General features: G+C 56.9%; 11 protein-coding genes. 7 read left to right on the top strand and 4 right to left on the bottom strand.

What is annotated here, in order from left to right; translation table 11 throughout:
• Positions 1 to 85: 85 nt before the first annotated feature.
• Both ACXAC3_RS07075 and ACXAC3_RS07070 read right to left on the bottom strand, forming a co-directional pair.
• Positions 86 to 1,063, bottom strand: a complete 978-nt coding sequence (locus ACXAC3_RS07075) for an HAD family hydrolase (RefSeq protein ID WP_475158134.1) — start codon at positions 1,061 to 1,063, stop codon at positions 86 to 88.
• Between the two features lie 76 nt (positions 1,064 to 1,139).
• The gene (locus ACXAC3_RS07070; RefSeq protein WP_475158131.1) at positions 1,140 to 2,714 is read right to left on the bottom strand and encodes an arylsulfatase; all 1,575 of its coding nucleotides are present in this window, start codon (positions 2,712 to 2,714) and stop codon (positions 1,140 to 1,142) included.
• Positions 2,715 to 2,990: 276 nt separating this feature from the next.
• Between ACXAC3_RS07070 and ACXAC3_RS07065 the strand changes: the two genes are divergently transcribed.
• The 6 genes from ACXAC3_RS07065 (at position 2,991) to ACXAC3_RS07040 (ending at position 9,190) form a co-directional block, all read left to right on the top strand.
• Positions 2,991 to 3,974, top strand: a complete 984-nt coding sequence (locus tag ACXAC3_RS07065) for an AAA family ATPase (RefSeq protein ID WP_475158130.1) — start codon at positions 2,991 to 2,993, stop codon at positions 3,972 to 3,974.
• 31 nt (positions 3,975 to 4,005) lie between these two features.
• Entirely contained in the window at positions 4,006 to 4,950 is a 945-nt protein-coding gene (locus tag ACXAC3_RS07060) for a DUF58 domain-containing protein (RefSeq protein WP_475158129.1), read from the top strand.
• On the top strand, positions 4,947 to 5,423 hold the full coding sequence (locus tag ACXAC3_RS07055; RefSeq protein WP_475158128.1) for a DUF4381 domain-containing protein: 477 nt from the start codon (positions 4,947 to 4,949) through the stop codon (positions 5,421 to 5,423). The genes ACXAC3_RS07060 and ACXAC3_RS07055 overlap by 4 nt, the downstream gene beginning before the upstream one ends.
• A 163-nt stretch (positions 5,424 to 5,586) precedes the next feature.
• On the top strand, positions 5,587 to 6,405 hold the full coding sequence (locus ACXAC3_RS07050; RefSeq protein WP_475158127.1) for a VWA domain-containing protein: 819 nt from the start codon (positions 5,587 to 5,589) through the stop codon (positions 6,403 to 6,405).
• On the top strand, positions 6,402 to 7,922 hold the full coding sequence (locus ACXAC3_RS07045) for a VWA domain-containing protein (RefSeq protein WP_475158126.1): 1,521 nt from the start codon (positions 6,402 to 6,404) through the stop codon (positions 7,920 to 7,922). Before ACXAC3_RS07050 ends, ACXAC3_RS07045 begins: the two co-directional genes overlap by 4 nt.
• Positions 7,919 to 9,190, top strand: a complete 1,272-nt coding sequence (locus ACXAC3_RS07040) for a hypothetical protein (RefSeq protein WP_475158125.1) — start codon at positions 7,919 to 7,921, stop codon at positions 9,188 to 9,190. The genes ACXAC3_RS07045 and ACXAC3_RS07040 overlap by 4 nt, the downstream gene beginning before the upstream one ends.
• Before the next feature lie 1,085 nt (positions 9,191 to 10,275).
• On the opposite strand, the gene ACXAC3_RS07035 is transcribed toward ACXAC3_RS07040, so the two are convergent.
• Complete coding sequence (locus ACXAC3_RS07035; protein ID WP_475158123.1) at positions 10,276 to 13,476, bottom strand: endonuclease/exonuclease/phosphatase family protein; 3,201 nt, start codon at positions 13,474 to 13,476, stop codon at positions 10,276 to 10,278.
• A gap of 506 nt (positions 13,477 to 13,982) precedes the next feature.
• Entirely contained in the window at positions 13,983 to 15,542 is a 1,560-nt protein-coding gene (locus ACXAC3_RS07030) for an acetolactate synthase large subunit (RefSeq protein ID WP_475158120.1), read from the bottom strand.
• 305 nt (positions 15,543 to 15,847) lie between these two features.
• Between ACXAC3_RS07030 and ACXAC3_RS07025 the strand changes: the two genes are divergently transcribed.
• A complete protein-coding gene (locus ACXAC3_RS07025) occupies positions 15,848 to 19,327 on the top strand; it encodes a hypothetical protein (protein ID WP_475158119.1) in 3,480 nt (1,159 codons plus the stop codon).
• Positions 19,328 to 19,440: the final 113 nt, after the last annotated feature.

Here is a 19,440-nt window from a genome sequence, read left to right as displayed (position 1 = left end):
AAGCCCCAGAAAGGTTGCTCCAGCAATGGCAACCCACCTGATCAGGGGCGCTGATAAACGAATGGCTATATTTACATCCTTCCCGCTACTGGTTCACACTGGTGTAGATGCGCGACCAATCGCTGGCCATATCGACGATGAGCCAGCCCAGAGCGGGACCGCTTTCCAGCCCATCGCACAGCCGACCAATATGGCTGTCGCAAGCATAGGCCACTTCGCGTTCACCATCCGTATGATGCACGATCAGGCCCAGTCGAAGTCCGTCACCCGCCGTGGTCCATTCGATCATCGCATAGTCGCCGTCCGAGTTTCCACCAGCAATGATCGGTCGTTTCCCAATGATCCGGTCGATATTGATTGGCTTACCTTCTTTATCGTCAACAAAACCGATCGCCGGTTGTTTGATGATGGTAGGAACACCGTCGATCACCTCATAGGTGGTTTCAGTATAGGTGCCGATGACCTGTTCGGTCGGGATGCCATAGGCGGCCTCGGCAAAGACCCGCATGAAATGAATCCCACCACCAGAGACGATATATGTCTTGAACCCTTCGTCACGCAAATAACGCAACAACTCCACCATCGGCTGGTACGTCATCTGGTCGTAACGCAGACCCGTGACCGGGTGAGTTGCGGTGGCAACCCAGTCGCTCACACTTGCCTGAAAATCGTCTACGCTTAGACCACTATGGGTCGCCTCCAGAACTTCGATCACGGCTTTTTCGCCTCCCTCAGCCAGAGCCTGGTAGTCACCTGCTGCTGCAGCCTTGAGCGCGTCAGATTTGACCAATTCAGGGTCATCCTGCGCCATCTTCTGAAACGCTTCGACCGCATAGATCAGCTGGAAATATACCGGCTGCTCACCCCATAGCGTACCGTCATTGTCAAAGACCGCAATACGATCGGTCGGCGTAACATAACCATCGGAATTGGGGTCGGTGACGCTTTCAACAAACGAGACGATCCGCGCCTTGCTGTCTGTTTCATTCCAGGATGGCAAGGGGTCTGCAAATACGACCGAGGTGATGGAAAACAGCGAAAGTAACAGAAAATACCTGAGCATGAATTGGCACCTTAGCAGGGTCAATGAAGACAGGCCGCCACGATTGTGGCGGCCCGGATCGGTTCATTATTCAGGATCAATCGCCTACAGGCGCGGTCATCTTTTCCATCACCTGTTCCAGATTGAAGCTGGCAGCCTTCTGGCGTGGTGGGAATTCCTGGAATGTCGCCAGGAAATTGCCCACATATTGCTGTGCTGGGACAAGGAAATAGGCCCTATTAAGCAGCCAGTCATAATAGGTGTTCGAAGTCCGGTAGGCGCGCTCATAGGGGTCACGGCGCAGATTGATGATCAGGGGGATGCGCAACTCAGTCCATGGTTCCATCCAGGCGCGCAGGGTGCCCCATGCTTTCTGCTCAAGGAAAATCAGCTTCCAGTCGTCATACCGCAGCGCCGTTAGATCACCGTCATCCGAGAAATAGAAAATCTCTTTGCGCGGTCCCTCTTCCACCTCGCCCTTGAAATAGGGCAGGAAGTTATAACCATCCAGATGCACCTTGTATTCACGTCCGATGGCTTGAACACCGCCCTGAATCAGCTCCTCCTTGATATTGTCACGACCCGCAGCGGCCAGATAAGTCGGCAGCCAGTCCATATGGTGCATAATTTCGTTCGAGACTGAGCCAGGCTCAATCAAACCAGGCCAGCGCACCATCGAGGGCACCCGCCAGCCACCTTCCCAGTTGGTGTTCTTTTCACCCCAGAACGGAGTCATCGCGGCATCCGGCCAGGTGTTCATATGCGGGCCATTGTCGGTTGAATAGTGAACGATGGTATTGTCGGCGATACCCAACTCATCCAGCAGGTCCAGCAGTTGACCAACGTGCATGTCATGTTCCAGCATTCCGTCGGTATACTCGTCGTTACCCGGGTTGCGCCGGTCATCAGCCACATGAGTGCGGAAGTGCATCCGCGTACCATTCCACCAGACATAGAAAGGTTGCCCCTGCTCATGCGAGCGCTTGATGAAGTCGATAGCCGCGGCAACAGTTTCGTCGTCGACTGTTTCCATGCGTTTCTTTGTTAGCGGGCCAGTATCCTCGATCGTGCCATCGGCCTTGGACTTGATCACGCCACGCGGGCCATAGGCCTCTCGGAAAGTGCGGCCATCAGCCAGTACCTGATCGCCGGGATAGTCTTCGTTCTCGGGCTCTTCTTCGGCGTTCAAATGATAAAGATTGCCAAAAAACTCATCGAAACCATGGTTGGACGGCAGATGCTCATCTTTGTCGCCCAGATGGTTTTTGCCGAACTGACCAGTAACATAGCCTTCGGCTTTGAGCAGCCCCGCGATTGTCGGGTCTTCTTCTTGCATCCCGAGATCGGCACCTGGCAGACCCACCTTGGACAAACCGGTCCGAAACACCGACTGCCCCATGATGTAAGAAGACCGTCCCGCCGTGCAGGATTGCTCGCCATAATAGTCGGTAAAGATCATGCCATCATCGGCGATCCGGTCGATATTCGGCGTGTGATACCCCATTAGACCCATCGTGTAGGCCGAGATGTTGGACTGGCCAACATCGTCACCCCAGATGACAAGAATATTGGGCTTTTGCTCTTGCGCGGTGGCGGAAACGGCCAAAAAAATCGCGCAGGTGAACGTTGTTAATGGCCGGATGATGCGCCGGGGCTCAAAGGCTGCAAACATGTTTTCAAACCTTTTTTTGAGTAATAGGGAACCTGCACAGCTTACACGTAAATTTGAGTCTTTGTGTTAAAAAATTGATTTATGGAGTTGCTCAAACTAATCTGTGCCGCATTCGGAGTTCAACTCCGGCCATATTCTGGATGGTTTGAAAGCTGATTGAATTCAATGTTGTAGCCGGAGGAGCGTGTTTTTCGAATACCCTCAAAGATTGAGTATAAGTGCAACTTCTTCTGCTTTGAGTGTAGAACTGGTTTAGGGTAATGACGGAGTATTCCCATGTCCGCACATGATCAGATCCTCGACCTCAAAGCCAGGATGGGTCAGTCCATCATCGGTCAGACCGAGGTGGTCGAACGCTTGCTGATCGGCTTGCTGGCCAATGGCAACCTGCTTATCGAAGGGTTGCCCGGATTGGCCAAGACACGCGCCGTCAAAGCGATGGCCAAAAATCTGGACGCGCAGTTCAGCCGCATCCAATTCACGCCTGATCTACTGCCATCAGACGTCACCGGTACCGAGGTATACGTCCAGGCCAGCAGCACGCCCGAGTTCCGGTTCGAGCCGGGACCGATCTTTGCAAATATCGTGCTGGCCGATGAAATCAATCGCGCGCCCGCCAAGGTGCAGGCCGCCCTGCTGGAGGCGATGGAGGAACGCCAGGTCACGGTGTCGGGTACGACACATACGATGGAACCCCTGTTCATCGTCATGGCTACGCAGAACCCTATCGAACAGGAAGGCACCTATCCCCTACCCGAAGCACAAATGGACCGGTTCCTAATGCATGTGAATATCGTCTACCCCCCGGTTGAGGACGAGGTCGAGGTGATCCGCTTGGTTCGGGGCGAGGAACAGTCAGCCAATCAGCCCAAAAAGTCCGGCGCGTCCAAGCCTTCCGCCATTCGGCAGCAGGCCATCTTTGATGCGCGCGCGGAAATCTCCGGCATTCACGTCGCGGATGCGATGGAGCGTTACTTTGCCGATCTGGTGTACGCTACTCGAACCCCCGCAACTCTGAGCGGAGAACTGGCCAGCTGGGTCGAGGTCGGTGCCAGCCCGCGCGCCTCGATCGCTCTGGACAAATGCAGCCGCGCACACGCTTGGCTGGCCGGGAGAGACTATGTCGATCCTCTCGATGTCAGAGCCATTGCCCATGACGTATTCCGCCATCGCATCACATTGAGCTACGAGGCACAGGGCGCTGGTCTGTCGCAGGATAATGTGACCGACGAGATCATCAAACTGGTTGCCTTACCATGACGACAGGCCTTCGGCCGAGGATGTTATGCCAATGAAGCAAACGGCAACGATTACAGAGCTTGGGCATGATCCCCGCATTCATGTCGATCTACACCAGCTGGTCGCGCTCAGACGACGCGCCTCGCGGCTGACCTTTCTACCTCGGCAACCTGCGAATTCCGTTCTGAACGGTCGCCATGCCTCGAAACTACGCGGCCGGGGGCTGAATTTCGAAGAACTGCGCGCCTATCTGCCAGGAGATGATATCCGCACTCTGGACTGGAAAGTAACGGCACGCACGGGCACGCCCCATGTCCGGGTCTATACCGAAGAACGCGACCGCCCAACGCTGCTGCTGGTAGACCAACGCATATCGATGTTTTTTGGTAGCCAAGTCTACATGAAATCCGTCATCGCTGCCGAGGCCGCCGCCATTGCTGCGCATCTTTTGCTGGCGCAAGGCGATCGGGTCGGCGGGTTGGTCTTCTCGGACGACACCGTAGCCGAACACCGGCCCGTGCGCTCGGCCCTTTCCGTGCTACAGATGCTGGCCTCGATCGCTGGCGCCAACGGTCGGTTATCGGCCAGAAGTCGAGTCGCTCGGCCCAACGTATTCAACCGGATGTTGCGCTCCGCGCTCCGGATTGCCAAGACCAACTATCTGATACTGACCTTCTCCGATTTCGACGGTGTTGACGCTGCGTCCGAGTCTTTGATCCGCAGCCTCGCCCGGCACAATGACGTGATGATGTTCAACATCGCCGACCCGATGGCTACGCATATTCCTGCAAATACACGCCTCGCTGTATCGGACGGTGCCTTGCAGGCAGAGATCGACACCGCTTCTGCCGGGACACATAAACGATTAGAAGTCTTTGCACAGGACCGACTGGCGCATATCCGCGGCTGGGCGCAGAAGTACCAACTGCCCTTCCTGCCGCTGTCGACGCAATCCCCTGCGCTGGATCAAATCTCTCATCTGTTGGGCGCGTCATGAACCCGGATCTGCAAGGCCTTAACCTTATCGAGCTGATCGACCTTTTGGAGCCCGCTCCGGAACCTTCGCCAATCTCGATGATGCCGCAAACTGTTGGGTGGGCCTGGCTTGGGATGGCACTTGCGCTGTCGGCCGGATGGCTGATCCGGCGGGCCATAAGACACCGCCAAACCAACGCCTATCGCCGCGCAGCCTTGGGCGCGCTGGCCAAAGCAGGGGATGATCCGGCTTGCATCGCCGATATCCTGCGCCGCACTGCATTGAGCGGATTTCCACGCGGCGAGGTTGCAGGAATGACCGGCAAAGATTGGCTAAACTTTCTCGACCAGACCATGGACAACGACCGGTTTTCGAATGGTCCTGGACGCATCGTTGCGCAAGCTCCCTACCGCCCGGTCCCGGCTTCTCCAGAGCTGACCCGCTTGGCGCACGACTGGATCGTGACGCACAAGCAGCCGAAGCAAGAGGTCTGAAGTGATCAACTTATTGTATCCATGGCTCTTGATCCTTTTGCCGCTACCTTGGCTGGTTTGGCGGTTTCTCCCGCCACACCGTGAAGAGGCCACGGCGATCCGAATCCCCTTTTTCCGGCAGTTGACAGAAGCAGCGGGTGCTACGCCAGAGCAAGGTGCAACAGTGCTGCATCGGAGCAGAGTTCAGATCATCACTGCACTACTGGTCTGGACAATGATCGTGATCGGTCTGGCACAACCTCAACGGTTGGGCGATCCCATAGTGATTGAAAAATCGGCGCGAGACGTTGTGCTGGCCCTCGATATCTCGGGTTCCATGGATCAACGGGATTTAATCGGCGCAAACGGGCAAAGGATGCAAAGGCTGGATGCTGTACGCGATGTGCTCAAAACCTTCATCGCAGAGCGCGATGGCGACCGTATGGCTCTGATTGTCTTTGGCACGCGCGCTTTCGTACAGGCTCCTTTCACCGAAGATCTGCAAAGCCTCGACGGATTCCTCGATCAGACTCAGGTGGGTATGGCCGGGCCAAACACCGCCATCGGAGATGCAATCGGTCTGGCAATCCGCATGTTCGACAGCAGCGATGTCGATGAGCGTCTGATCGTCCTGCTCAGCGATGGTGCGGACACCAACAGCCGTGTCTCGCCAGTTAATGCGGCGGAGATTGCCGCTGACAAAGGCGTGGTCATCCAAACCATCGGCGTGGGCGACCCCGAAGGGACAGGCGAAGACCGGGTCGATTTGACTGCATTGGAAAATGTCGCAACCCGCACCGGTGGCGCCTTCTTCTATGCCGATGACAGCTCAGCTTTGTCGCAAATCTATGAGCAGATCGACGCCATGGCACCTCGGATCGTCGAAGAAACCAGCTATCGGCCGACCTATTCGCTCGTTTGGGTGGCCAGCCTGCTCGCCGCCTTGCTGGGGATAGCAACGCTTGTTGCTCTGCTCGCTTCACGGACTTGGAGGCGGGCATGACCAGTTTTTTTGATGCCTTCCACTTCCTTCGTCCCCTCTGGTTGTTGCTCTTACCTGCTATTGTGCTGCTTTGGTACATTACAAGGCGACAACCCGGACAGCACAGACATGACACCCGGCATATCGCCCCGCATCTGGCAAAGGCTCTGCAGGTCGGTTCAAACGCCCAGCGGCGTATTGAACCAATTGACAGCGTCATGCTTTGTTTGAGTCTACTGGTACTCTCCGCAGCTGGTCCGTCATGGAACCGCATCCCCAACCCGCTAGTCGCGGAAACCGCACCTCTTGTGGTGGCGCTCGAGGTAACGCCTTCGATGGAGGATACCGATCTGGAACCCACTCGGCTAGACCGAGCGAGGTTCAAGATTTTGGATCTGATCGCTGCGCGGGCTGGCGCGCGTACTGCGCTTGTGGCCTATGCAGGCACCGCGCATCGGGTCGCACCGCTAACCGAAGACCCAGATATACTGCGCCCGCTATTGCAAGGGCTGGACCCCAAGGTGATGCCGGTTGAAGGGGATGATGCCGCTGCCGCATTGGATTTAGCGCGCGAAATACTGAAGGCTGCAGAAACGCCTGGTGCGATCCTCTTTGTGCTGGATGACCTTGATCCGGCAACGGTTGCAGCGTTCATGAAAAACTACCCTGAACAGCCACCAGTGTCGATGTTAGTTGCCGTGCCTTCCGGGCAAATCCCCGCCCAGATCACCGGGCTCGCAGACGTTTCGGCTGTTGGACTATCTGCCGATGATCGGGATATCGCAGAGATCGAACGGCAGTTAACCTCGGTGCAAAAAGCGGCACAGCTGAACGATGAACGTTTGGAATGGGACGATCGCGGCTGGGTGCTGCTGTGGCCTGCTGCACTCATTGCTTTGCTGTGGTTCCGCCGCGGTTGGACCATGCGCTGGAGCACTGCACTTGCCGTTGTCTTCACACTTCAAATGCCGGGTAGTGCATATGCCGATGGATGGAAGGATTGGTTTCTGACACCTGATCAACAAGGGCAGATTGCCTTTCGAAACAAGGAGTTCGCACAGGCCGCCAGCCTGTTCACCGACCCGATGTGGAAAGGTCACGCATTGCTAAGCGCCGGTCGCTACGAGGAAGCTGCCGAGTTATTCAGCGGGTTGTACAGTGCCGAGGCAGCCTTTTCCGAAGGTCTGGCGCGGATCGGCAACCGCGAATACCGCGCAGGTGCGCAGGCCTTTGAAACCGCTTTGGACCGCCAGCCGGATTTTCCTGCTGCTGCCAAAAACGCCGAAATCGCTTGGGCCATTGTCGAACAGGTCGAAACCACTCGTGAGCAATCCGACACTGGCGAGGAAATTGGCATCGGGGCAGATGACATGACATTCGACAACGAAGCTCAGCGCGGAGTTGCTACGCAGGTCGATGCACCTAGGGACGAGGCAAAGACGCTGTCTCCCGACCAATGGATCGACAGCATCGACACCAATATGGGGGATTTCCTGCGCAGTCGGTTCCTCTACGACAATAGCGAGAAGGGCACATGATCCGCACTCTGATCGCGATATCGTTCCTGTGCATTGGTGCCAGCATCGCCATCGCGCAAGACCCGCGCGTTACGGCCGAGTTGGAAAACGATAGCACAATCGTCGGTCAGCCGCTGCTGCTACGCATTTCAATCCTTGTGCCAACATGGATGCCCGAACCGCCGATCTTTCCGGCTGTCGAAATTCCGTCACTTCTGGTCCGTCAGCCCGAGCGTTCCTCGGGGCCGATCAGCGAAAATATCGATGGTGAAACCTGGTCGGGGGTGCGCCGCAGCTATCGCCTCTACCCGCTCGCAGGCGGCAGCTATACCCTACCGCCGGAAGACGTAGTCGTTACCTATGCCAACCCGGACACAAATGAACCGGTGACTTTCTCTGGCTCGCTTCCAGAACTGACTTTCACTGCCACCATCCCCGAAGGGGCATCTGGGCTGGATCCACTGATCATCGCCAGTGGGTTCGAACTCCAGCAACAGATTGATGGAGATCCCAGTATGGCTGTTGGAGGGGCTCTGACTAGGACCATTATAGCAAAGATCACTGGCACCTCGCCAATCATGATCCCTCGCCTATCTCCTGCACCCGAAGGGGACAGCCTGCGCGCCTATCCAAGAGATCCCCAAATCGACGAGAAAGAAGACCGGGGTCTGCTACGAGGGACGCGCACGGAAACAACCTCGTATGTCGCTCAGTACGAAGGGGCCGCCGTATTGCCGGAAGTAACACTTGATTGGTTCAACATCGAGACCGAACAGCTGGAAACCGCAACCTTACCGACAATTGACGTGCCTATTCTCCGCGCAGCTTCTGACAATGCACAAGACGGAAATGTATGGCAATTGCCCAAAGTGTTTTGGCTTATGTTGGGATCGGTCGCATTCGTTGCCGTAGCGATCTGGACTTTCTCAGCGCGAATGGTATCGCTGCTGGCAACATTGAGAGAGCGCGCTATCCAAACCGAATGGTACGCCGCACATATGTGTCTCAATGCCATCTCGCGACGTGATTTGACAGCTCTGACGACTGCTTTTGCCGTGTGGACGAAATACTATCCCGGTAGTTCAGAACAAAGCTTCTCCGCTGTTCTCGAGGGGATGGCCACAATTGGCAAGGCACGGTTCGGGGTAAAAACTCAGGAAGCAAGCGTGCAATGGCGTACGCTACGTTCTGGTTTCTCAACCACACGCCGCCGTATGCGACGTAACACCAACCGCGCCCGTCGGTCCCCTCAACTTCATCAATTGAATCCAACATGGTCCGGTAGTTAGACCCGCGCTCCAGCTGTAATGGCCTTCACCAAGACGGACTAACGCGACGAGATCAAAACCAACCGGAACCAAAAAGGCGTTTGGATCACTGCCTTCTTGAACTACATCGAGTCGCGCATTTCACTTCAGTTTCTACCTCTGTTGTGGCTGTGGGCAAGTGAACGTAGTAGTTTTGGTCGAACTAAGAGAAATGGTAGACCTGAGCGAAGGCCAAGATTCCGGGGATATCGTCGGCGCAATTGGCGCGGCGTTGCGCGGTTAATGCCGCGCCAAAATAGCGTGTATCCGTGCCGGCTAGCTCCACCTCGGACAATAACTGCCCAAGCAATTACAACTCGTCCTGGCCCAGAAAGCGTTCGCATCTGATTTATCTAGCTTCGTGTTCTTTACTACCATTCCTCGGGGCTCGCCACTTCGGATCCGAGTAGTAAGCGCGCTTAGCTGCCTGCCTTCCATCCAGATATTGTGCATCTGCTTAAACTCGATCCCATCCACGTTGAATGTCCGCTACACACTGGAGCGTTTGCCCATCTCGCACCCGCAGCGAACTTCTGCTTCCCGCTCATCACGCGCAAATCGTATGACGTGCGAGTTCCCCAACGTCCAAAAACTCAAAGGCAGAAAAGTGAGGCACAATACTGGACTCAAACCAGTTTTCGAACATTTCCCATTGCCCTCATTTCCTTTATTTTGTTAATTTTCAATAAGTTACAAAAACCCCCACCACCCCAGTCACCTTTTCCAGAAATGCCAATTGAACACAAGCGTGCACATTCGACTCGCTTCATGCAAATTGATGACAAAAGCTTTGTCTACTTACAGCGGGTCAAAGGTACATCCTCGTCTGCGCGTTTATTGGAAGCCCTGACAATTATCGTTCCCGACCCTTTGCGGCCCAACTAACCGAAACCCGAAAGGTTGCATGAAGACAAGACCAGAAACGGGGCGAGACCCATCCTATATCTTCCTATACATTGCGGCGGACCACTGTAGTGAGGAAGATCAATCCCGATGGATCAAAAGCCAATGATGCGCTAACAATCAACCTGGACCAGTCAAATGGGGCTGCTCAGTGCAGCTCTGCATTACGCGATCAGGTTGTGATCGATCACCTCAAATGCAAATTCATCGACCGTGAACATGGTGTCGCCGCTTGCGGACAGTTCAACCGCATCAAAACTCGTACGGCCCAGCGAACCTTGGAAATCGCCGTCATTGGCATCCGCCATGAGCGTTCCCACAAGTTCTCCGTCATCGTAAAAGGCAACCTCGACGATGCCGCTGCCGTGGCTTTCGCCAAAGCTGAAGATGAACTCCACTGCCTCAACGTCCGAATCCTCAAGCGCGATCCTCAGGCTCTCGTCTCCGTCAACCGTTCTGGCCTCGCGCCCAAAGATGGGATCATCGAAGGAATAGACGCCGATCGCGCCGTTTTTAATGGCGACAAGCTCAAAATTGGTGGGGTCGATCGCATCGACATTGATACCCACATCCGAAAAATCGAGGCTTTTGCGCACGGGGCCAAGCCGGTCGACATCCACAACTTCGCCATCGATACTTTCCAGAGCCTTGGTTCGGAACCACCGCCCGGCTTCGAACTCGACCGCCAGAGTCTGCGTGTCAGGCAGGAACAGGCTGGTCAGCATCGGGTCATGATCAGACGCCCGTGAACTGGTTGCGGCGAACTCGGAATTGACATGGACGATGTCCACCTGCGCCCCGGAGTACAAGTTATCGGACACCAGTATGTGGTCCAATGATTGGCTGTTTCCCTGAAACTCGAAAGTATAGCGTTCGTCTTCCGGGATATCGTGTGTCAGGTTGACGAGGTTGGTGTTGCCCTCGAGATCGGCAACGGGTGAGACAAACTCGAACTCGTTGAAATCACCCAGAACAACGGCATTTGCACCATCGCCCAAACCGTTGACGAAATCCTGCACCGCCTGGCTCTGGGCCTGACGCTCATCAAGACTGCCATTCACCGAGACATCTTCCTGGCGCGTAGTGAAATCCTGTTCGGTCCCAAGAATGGGTGCGGACCCGCCTTTGGACGAGAAGTGGTTGTTGACCACCGTTACAGTCTCATCGTTGAAGACGAAATCAGCGACCAGCGGCAGACGCGCGCCCTCGAATGCTTCACCCGGTCCTTGGCCACCGATGGTTTGCACAGATCCTTCGACCAGCGCGACCTGGTCAGGGTTATATAGGAAAGCCGTGCGGATGTTGCCGCCGGGCTGGCCGCCCGACGTCCCGTCGCCGATGAACGTGTTGTCGATCACCTCATAGGCCGGACCGCCTGCCGCAAGGATTGCCGCGGCCAGTTCCGCAAGGGTTTCTGAAGCCGATACAGTTCCGTCATTGTCCGACCCTGAATTGTCCTGCACCTCTTGCAGGCCAATAATGTCCGGACTGTTGAGGTTGTTCGTGATCTGCGCGGCAATCGCGTCAAACCGGCCGTCGGCAATATCCTGATCGCCGTCGCTATCATTTGGGTCGAGGTTGAGCACGTTGTAGGTCGCGATCGTCAGTTCATTGACCGATCCGGAAAGTGTGGATGTTTCAGGCTGCAACCCGGCGGACTGGATGTTAGGCGTGAAATCCTCGGTCGGCAGGATTTCGTAATTTCCAAAACTGTATCCAACCACGCCGGTGACATCGCCAAGTTGGTCACCGACATTCACCGTCGGGAAATCAAAGTTGAAAATCCCGCTATCTTCGTCGATCTGGATTTTCTCGGGGTTGAAATCATCCGGCGAAATATTCAACGTGCCGCGCTCGGAAAGACCTGTTGCATCAACGCCCTGATCGGCAACCGCGAAAATCTCACCAAACCGGCTGGTTCCGCTGACAGCAATCAAATCGGTTGCGGTCACGCGCATTCCTTCAAGGCTTTCGAAGAAGTCGATACCATCCTGCGCAGGATCAAAGGAAGCAAAGGCATCATCGTCGATGCTCTGGTTCGGAACCGCGCGTTCACCCGGATCGTTGCCGATCAGAACCGCATCCGGCAGGTCGTTGCCCGATGACTGAACCTCAAGATCGAAGATGTTGGTCAGTTGCGTGGTTGGCAGGTTCCGACTGCCTGTGCCGCCGGGGAAAAATTCGGCAACTGTTCCACCGACGGAAACGGCGTCCCCGACCGTCACAGCCGGGCTTGATCCGGTAAACACGAAAATCGCGTCCGAGGTTGCATCATCACCGTCGCCGTTCGGGTCCTGCAGATAGAACCCGTTGGAATCCACCGCCGTGACAATGCCGCTGGTTGAAACCATATCACCAAAGATGTTCGAAGCACCGGCAGGCAGGGCGTCAAAGAACTCGGCAACCGATTGCCCGTCGGCCAGCACAAGATCCGACACATGGCCCGCGCCCTGTATCTCATAAATCGCCACGATTTCGATGTCGCTGGCCGAGATGGACACCTCGACAACCGGGGCAAGGATGCCATCATAGGCGGGGTCATCGGATGTGACAGTGTGCAGGATGTCCGCAACCTCTGCGGCCTCCGGCAGATCGTCGTCAACGGCGGTAACCGCGACCTGCTGCGGCTGATCGAAATTCGTTGCATCAAACACAAGCACGGCAGGCACCACATCCAGATCGGCACCCGCCGCGATGGTGATGGTTACGGGTTGTGTGGGTGCGACGGACAAAGTGACATCGTAGAAATCCGCCATGCCGCCTTCGTCGGCGGCGAGATTAAGATCATTGATTATGACTGACGGTGACGGGGCGGCGTCCGTGACGGTAAAACCCGCCGATTCAATATCGTCGATCCTTGCGTTGTTGGTCACCCAGTTGGCGGGGTCGTTGATGGCCGTTTGCAATTCTGCCTTGGTGCCACTGAGCGGCCCCTGATAGACCCCATTGTCGGCCTCGGGGATGGCTATCGCGCTGGTGCCGACAGTCAGCCCGGCGGGTAGTGCCGAAGTGTTCGACGTTGTTGCGTCAGCCTCATAGCCCGTGCCATTGAAATGGACTGAGGCAACAAATGACGGTGCAGCCTCGTCCCCCTGATATGCATGGATCTGATCCCCACTGGCCGAGAGGGACGGTCCGGAAAACGCGGGATTGATTACAGTTCCCGCCGGGATGTTTGCGGGCGCAGTCCACACGAAAACACCCTCGGTATTGCGAAAGCCGCCTGCTGCCAGCCAGCCATTATCGGTGAACCTGATCTCGGTCCCGGCCTCGATATCTGTCAGCGCAACAAAGGTGAATTCATCGGGGTTGTCAGAATTGAATCCCGTAAAAGCAATATCGCCCGCAGCTAGGGTGGTCGGCATGTCAGTCCCTCTTTTTGATCAGAAAACCGGTGGCGGGCCGTTGTACGACTCGCCACAACACAACCTACGGTAGCTCAATCCAACGATACTGGTTAATTGGTTGTACGTAGCGGACCCAATACGGCGGAGCTTTGCCGTTCGATGCCAAACGCCCCTTTGGATCAGCGGATATCTTCCGAGAAAACAGTTGATCAGAACAGTTTGAAATACGGCCAAATAGAGTTGCGGCCCGGAAATTTCGGTACAAACCTTTATCGCCCTAAACTCAAATAGTCGTAAGTCCGCTTGCTTGCCGTATCATAATTCTCAGTTGCTGACGTGCTGAACGATGGCTTTTTGCTCATTTCGCATAGGTCGATCACCCTAAATGCACCAATGATCTTGCAAAGAAAATGTGGGAAACGCGGCTCAGGACGTCGTGACTTGGCGATTCACCTGAGTTGGAGAAAGTGGCACTAAGGCACCTGAACCTGGCGGACATACCGCCAACCAGTATGTGCCGCCGTTTATTCGACAGGCGGACAAACGACCTCGATCAAATACGGGCCGTCGCTTGCCAGCCCATCCGCCAGCCCCTTTGCAAAACTGTCGACATCGTCTGCTCTGACCCCCGGCACACCGTGCCCCTTTGCCAACGACACCCAGTCGAGCGTTGGGTTTTCGACGTCAAACATAGCTTGCGCGTTCCGGCCGTATTTCTCGACCCCAACATTTGCCAGTTCATCGCGCAAAATCTGATACCCCCGGTTGGCAAAGACCACCACCGTGACATCAAGGCTTTCGCGCGCCATGGTCCACAGGGATTGTAATGTGTACATCGCCGAACCATCGCCGGTCAGGGCGATGACCTTGCGGTCGGGGCAGGCAATGGCCGCACCGGTGGCGCAGGGCAGGCACAGACCGATCGCCCCTCCGGTACCCGCCAGAAGATCATGTGGCCGCGCCGTCGCCATCGGCGGAATGACATGAAACCCGGACGTCACCGATTCATTGCATACAATCGCGTTCTCGGGGATCAGGGCCGCAAGGGTCAGCCCCACCTTTTCAAGGGTCATTTGCCCGCCGGGGACGTTCGGCAGGTCCAGCGGCACGCGGGCTGGTTCAGTTTTGGCCGAGACACCAACGGCGTCTGCCAGGGCCTGCAGGGTCCATCCGATGTCGTCTGTTGGCTGGCACAGGTTTGCAATCAGGCAGTCCGCGGGTTCGGGAACGCTGGGCTTGCCCGGATAGGCAAAGAAGGCGACGGGTCTGTTGGTGCCGACCAGTGTGATTGACGAGGTGCCTTCCAACTGGCCGATTTTGGGCATTATGGGATAGACTAGTTGGTCCAGCCGAGCGGTTCCTGCCCCTTTCGATATGCGCGGTATCAAGGTATCCGCCAACAAACGGCAGCCAGTTGCGGCGGCGATCCGACCAGCCAGCTCGCGCTGCGCCCCAAACAGGGCCGCGCCGCCAATCATCAATGCGGCGCCCGGGACCCTCAACCGTTTTGCCGCGGCATCTATGTCTGCTGAGGAAGGCCGAGACAGGGATTGCGCGCGGGCAATTTGGGGCGGGGTAGCTTCCACCTCGTTCCACGCGGTGTCCGCGGGCAGGATGAGAGACGCGATCTGACCGTTTCGGGATCGGGCCGCCCGGATCGCAGCAGCGCCGTCCACCGCGACATCGGCGGCGCCGTCAGACATACGCGTCCAATGGCTGACCGCCTGGCTTATTCCCGTTACGTCCCCTTTGAGCGGGCTTTCATATCGCAGATGGTGTGTTGCGTGATCACCGATCACATTGACGATACCGGAACCGGCTTTGCGCGCGTTGTGCAGGTTGGCAAATGCATTGCCAAATCCCGGCGCAAGATGCAGCAGCGTTCCGGCGACATCGCGTTTCATCCGGAAATACCCGTCTGCCGCACCCGTTGTTCCACCTTCGAACAGGCACAGGACACAGTTCATTTCCGGATGTTCGTCAAGCGCCGCCACAAAGTGCATTTCCGACGTGCCGGGATTGGCGAAAACCGTGTCCAGACCGTTGTTCAGGAAAGTTTTCACCAATGAATGCGCGCCGTTCATGTGATCACCTTTTATCAACCGTGTTCTGGACTTTAGGTGAAACCCGCCCGCGGCGTAACCGAAATTGCGAAAGGCAGGTTCGGCGCATCGGCAGCGCCGAAAGCACCCGCAGCTGTATTCCATTCAGTTGCTGCAATCCCATCAACCCTTGGCGCAATCAATGAAACCCTGATGCGTCGCGAGACATAGCCGGGAAACTCCAACGACGCTTACCCCATAAGAAATTCAGAGGCGTGAATGCAAAGCATGGTATGATGCCGGTGCGGCAGTTCGGGCATGACCAGAAAATTCTTGGGAGGCTACTCATGGAAGAACAGACGCTACCCGAGCGCCTTGTGACGGGCGAAGTGTTTGTGCTGGAGTCCGGGGACCCGGTTCCTGCGGCGGATGTCACCGTTTTCGATGTTGCGGATACGCAGGATATCCATGGCGGTGGTGAAGACCTGTGCGAGGAACATCTGCCATGGATACGCAGCGGTGTGTCGCTTGGGTCATCCAGAACCGACGACTCCGGCCTGTTCGAGATCCGGTATGTCGAACGTGATCAGATCACCGAACGCAAGCTGGTGCTGGTTGTCACTGCACCACGGGAAACCGAAGGAGCGTCCTCTCGGCTTCTGTTTTTGTCCCCGCATATGCGCCGTTCACTGGCCATTCACGAAGAGTTTGCAGTGGGCGTCCCGGCCGAGCGTATCGCCGCCGCTCCAAAGGATCCCGGCGCCGCGATGCGCAAGGCCGCGACAACCGCTTTTTCGGCAGCGGCCGGAAACCGTTCGGCGTTGCGAAACACGCTACGCGGCTCAATCGACAAACGCCGCGTAGATATCGAGGCCGCGCGCAACAAAGTTCGGGATACGCTCGCTGATCGCGCCACAAAGCGGTTCACCCGCGCCAACGGTGCCGTGGCCGAGAATTACGTCGCCAAAAACAGCAACGTCCAGACGACGCAGAAAAAGTCGATCCGGTCGCTGCTTGGCCGGATCGGCTCAATCCGCATGGAAGCGACCATCGACCCTGACACCGCCGGGCGGAATAAGCTGGTTGATGCGTCGGGCACCGCTGTTGCCGGGCTGACGAGTGACGAAATCCGCAAGGTGATCTACGACCGCACCCGGCACCCAATGGGCAGCGACTGGGCGTTTTATGACGGGTTGCCGCTGGATTGTCGCAAGCGCCGGATCGTCAAATCGTTTTCTAGCGCCGATAGCGACGGCGGCAGCGGCTCAGGTACTGGTGGGAACGGCACCTCGTCCGCTCCTGCACCCGCAACACCGGAAGAGGTCAAGCGGCACTTATCCTCGCTTTTGAACGAGATTGCCGCCGCCGGCGCCGCAGCAACGGAAAACGAAGCGGCTGGCACACTGGCCGGAATCAACGGGTTCGTGCACGGTTTGGAGTTCACGGGCGGCGCGGCGGACCAGACAGCGATTTTCGATTTCGAGACGCTGAACTTTGCCTTTGACCATGTGTGGCAGGATATCTTTGATCCGTGGTGGACAACTGTGCTGGCCGACCGGCTGGTCGAGGCCGGTAAGTTTGAAGTGGCACAAGCCGCACCCGTCAACGGTAATGACGGGCGTGACACTGCGGGGCGCGATCTGCTGGACGAGTTGACCTTTCAGACCGACAATATTCGCGCGGCGGCCGTTTCCGAATTCGGCAGCGATACCGCGCCGGACGTCAGCTATTCGGTTTTGGGTGGCGTGATGGACGGTATTTCCTCGGTCGCCGGGGCTGTGGCCGGTGCCGCCGGGGCCGTGGTGGACATCGTCACCCCGGGCGGCGGAGATGGTGGTACCGGACGCCGCCGCGATCACCGGGACAGAGGCAGAGGCCGGGTGCGCGACCACCGTGGCCGCCGTTCGTCGCGGGAACGTGGCCGCCGGATGAAGATCCTCAACGCTTACCTGACCGCGTTGGATGAGGTGATCGCAGCGGATTACCCGTTCACCGTATTCGGCGCCGATGACAGTGGTCGGGCGATCAATTACGGCCAGATTGTCAAATACCGCCAGAGATGGGAGCCGAAATCCTATCAGGCCGGTGAATTGGTCAAGACCCTGCCGCTGGCGCCGCAACAGAAAATCAGCTTCTCAAGCCGCCGGACGATCAAGCGCAGCTATAATGAAAAGCGCGCCCAGGCTTCTGAAAACACGTATAATTCTTCCGACAGTTCGACCACGCGCGACGTGGCAAAGATCGTTGACAATGCAAAGATGGAAACCGCCTATACGTTGGAAAGCAAAGCCAACGCCTCGGTGCCCGGCGTGGGCGGTGGTGAAAGCAAGTCGACCTTCTCGACCAATTTCGGCTTGCAATCAAGCCGAACCAAAGAGACCTTTCGCGAACAGATCCGCAAGGAAAGTGAAAGCTTCAAAAATTCCTCCAGCGTAACCGTTGAAACGACGGAAACCGAAGAACTGGTCGAAGAAGAACGCAGCGAGATTCAGAATCCCAATGACGAGATCGCATTCACCTGTCTGTTCTATGAATTGCAGCGGCGGTTCGAAGTGTCCGAGAAGCTGCACAAGCTGACGCCGGTGATCCTTGTTGCTGAAGACGTCTGGAACCCCAGCGAAATCACACCCGAAATGATCGGGCGCTACGACTGGATCATTCGCCGGGTGCTTTTGGATGACAGCTATCGCGAAGCACTGGACATCATCACCGAGGGCGGGCTGGTGGCGAAACAGGCGGGGCTGGCCGATCTCGAAGACATGATGGAGGAACAGTTCGACGTCGTCGCGGACCTGCGCAAACAGCTTGATACGGGCGGCGTGGTGGAAAGCCGGCGGCGCAGGCGACGCTCGCGCAGCCTGATCGAGATTGGGTTGGAGATCGTCGGCCTTGGCGGCGGCTCGGCAAACACCCCGACTGAGGGATTGCTTGACGAAGAAGAACGTGAGCGCAACGAGACCGAGGATGAGCTGCGCCGGCAGGAAGGGCTGCTGGAATCGGCGGTCGAGCGATTCAACGCAGCCTTCACCGAATTCGCCCGAGAGGTCATTCAGGTCAAGAAACTGCAACTGCATATCAAGCAGAACATCATCTATTACATGCAGGCCATTTGGGATCACGAAGACCGACATCAGATGTTGATGCGCCTGCGCAATACCCAGGTTCCGGTTATCTCGGGCGAGGTCAGCTATTCGGTTTCCGGCACTGAAGCGCATGAGGAACCGCCAGGCTGGACCAAACCCATCCGCATTGCCGCACGGGCGCGAAATTTCGAGGTGACCGACGATACCGTTGATCTTGCCGAGGTTGCCGACCTGTCCCGGCATCTGGGCTTTTTCGGGAACTACCGCATCTTCCCGCTGACCGAACTGAACCCGGTCAGTGAAATACTTGCGGTGCCGTTCCTGTCGGGGCGTGCGGGTGTCCGCGACCCGGACGCGGAGGCCAACATCACGGTCGGCGATCTTGAGCGATACGCTGGCTGCCTGCGCGAAACGATGGCGGATGCGGATTTTCAGGCCGTCCTGCCCCGGGTTCTGGCGACACTGGAACGGCGGCTGGACAACGCGAGACCGGACAGCGAAGAGGTTGTGATCCCGACCGGGTCGCTGTTCATTGAACTTCTTCCGGGGGCGCATTCCGCCATGGAAACCTTCAAGCGGCAGCATCGGGCTGTCGACGTGGCCGACGCCGTGGCGGATGTCATCACGAAACGCCTTGAGCATCTGCGCGTGGCCGCTCGGATCGCGTCCGACAAACTGTCAGACCCGACCACAGAAAAAGTCGTCGTGGCCGACCCGGACAATGTCGACATCGGAGAGCTTTAGGCAATGCCTATGGCATCTGGTGCATTTATGGGACCGTTCGGGAAAACACCTAACCCTGCCGCGGCGTTCGGTCCGGGCAAGGAAGGTACACTGACATGTCCGGAGTGACCAAA

It is taken from the genome of Ruegeria sp. ABV4_181 (assembly GCF_056158465.1).
Note: the sequence above shows the minus strand (reverse complement) of the source record. Positions and strands in the feature narration are given on the sequence as shown.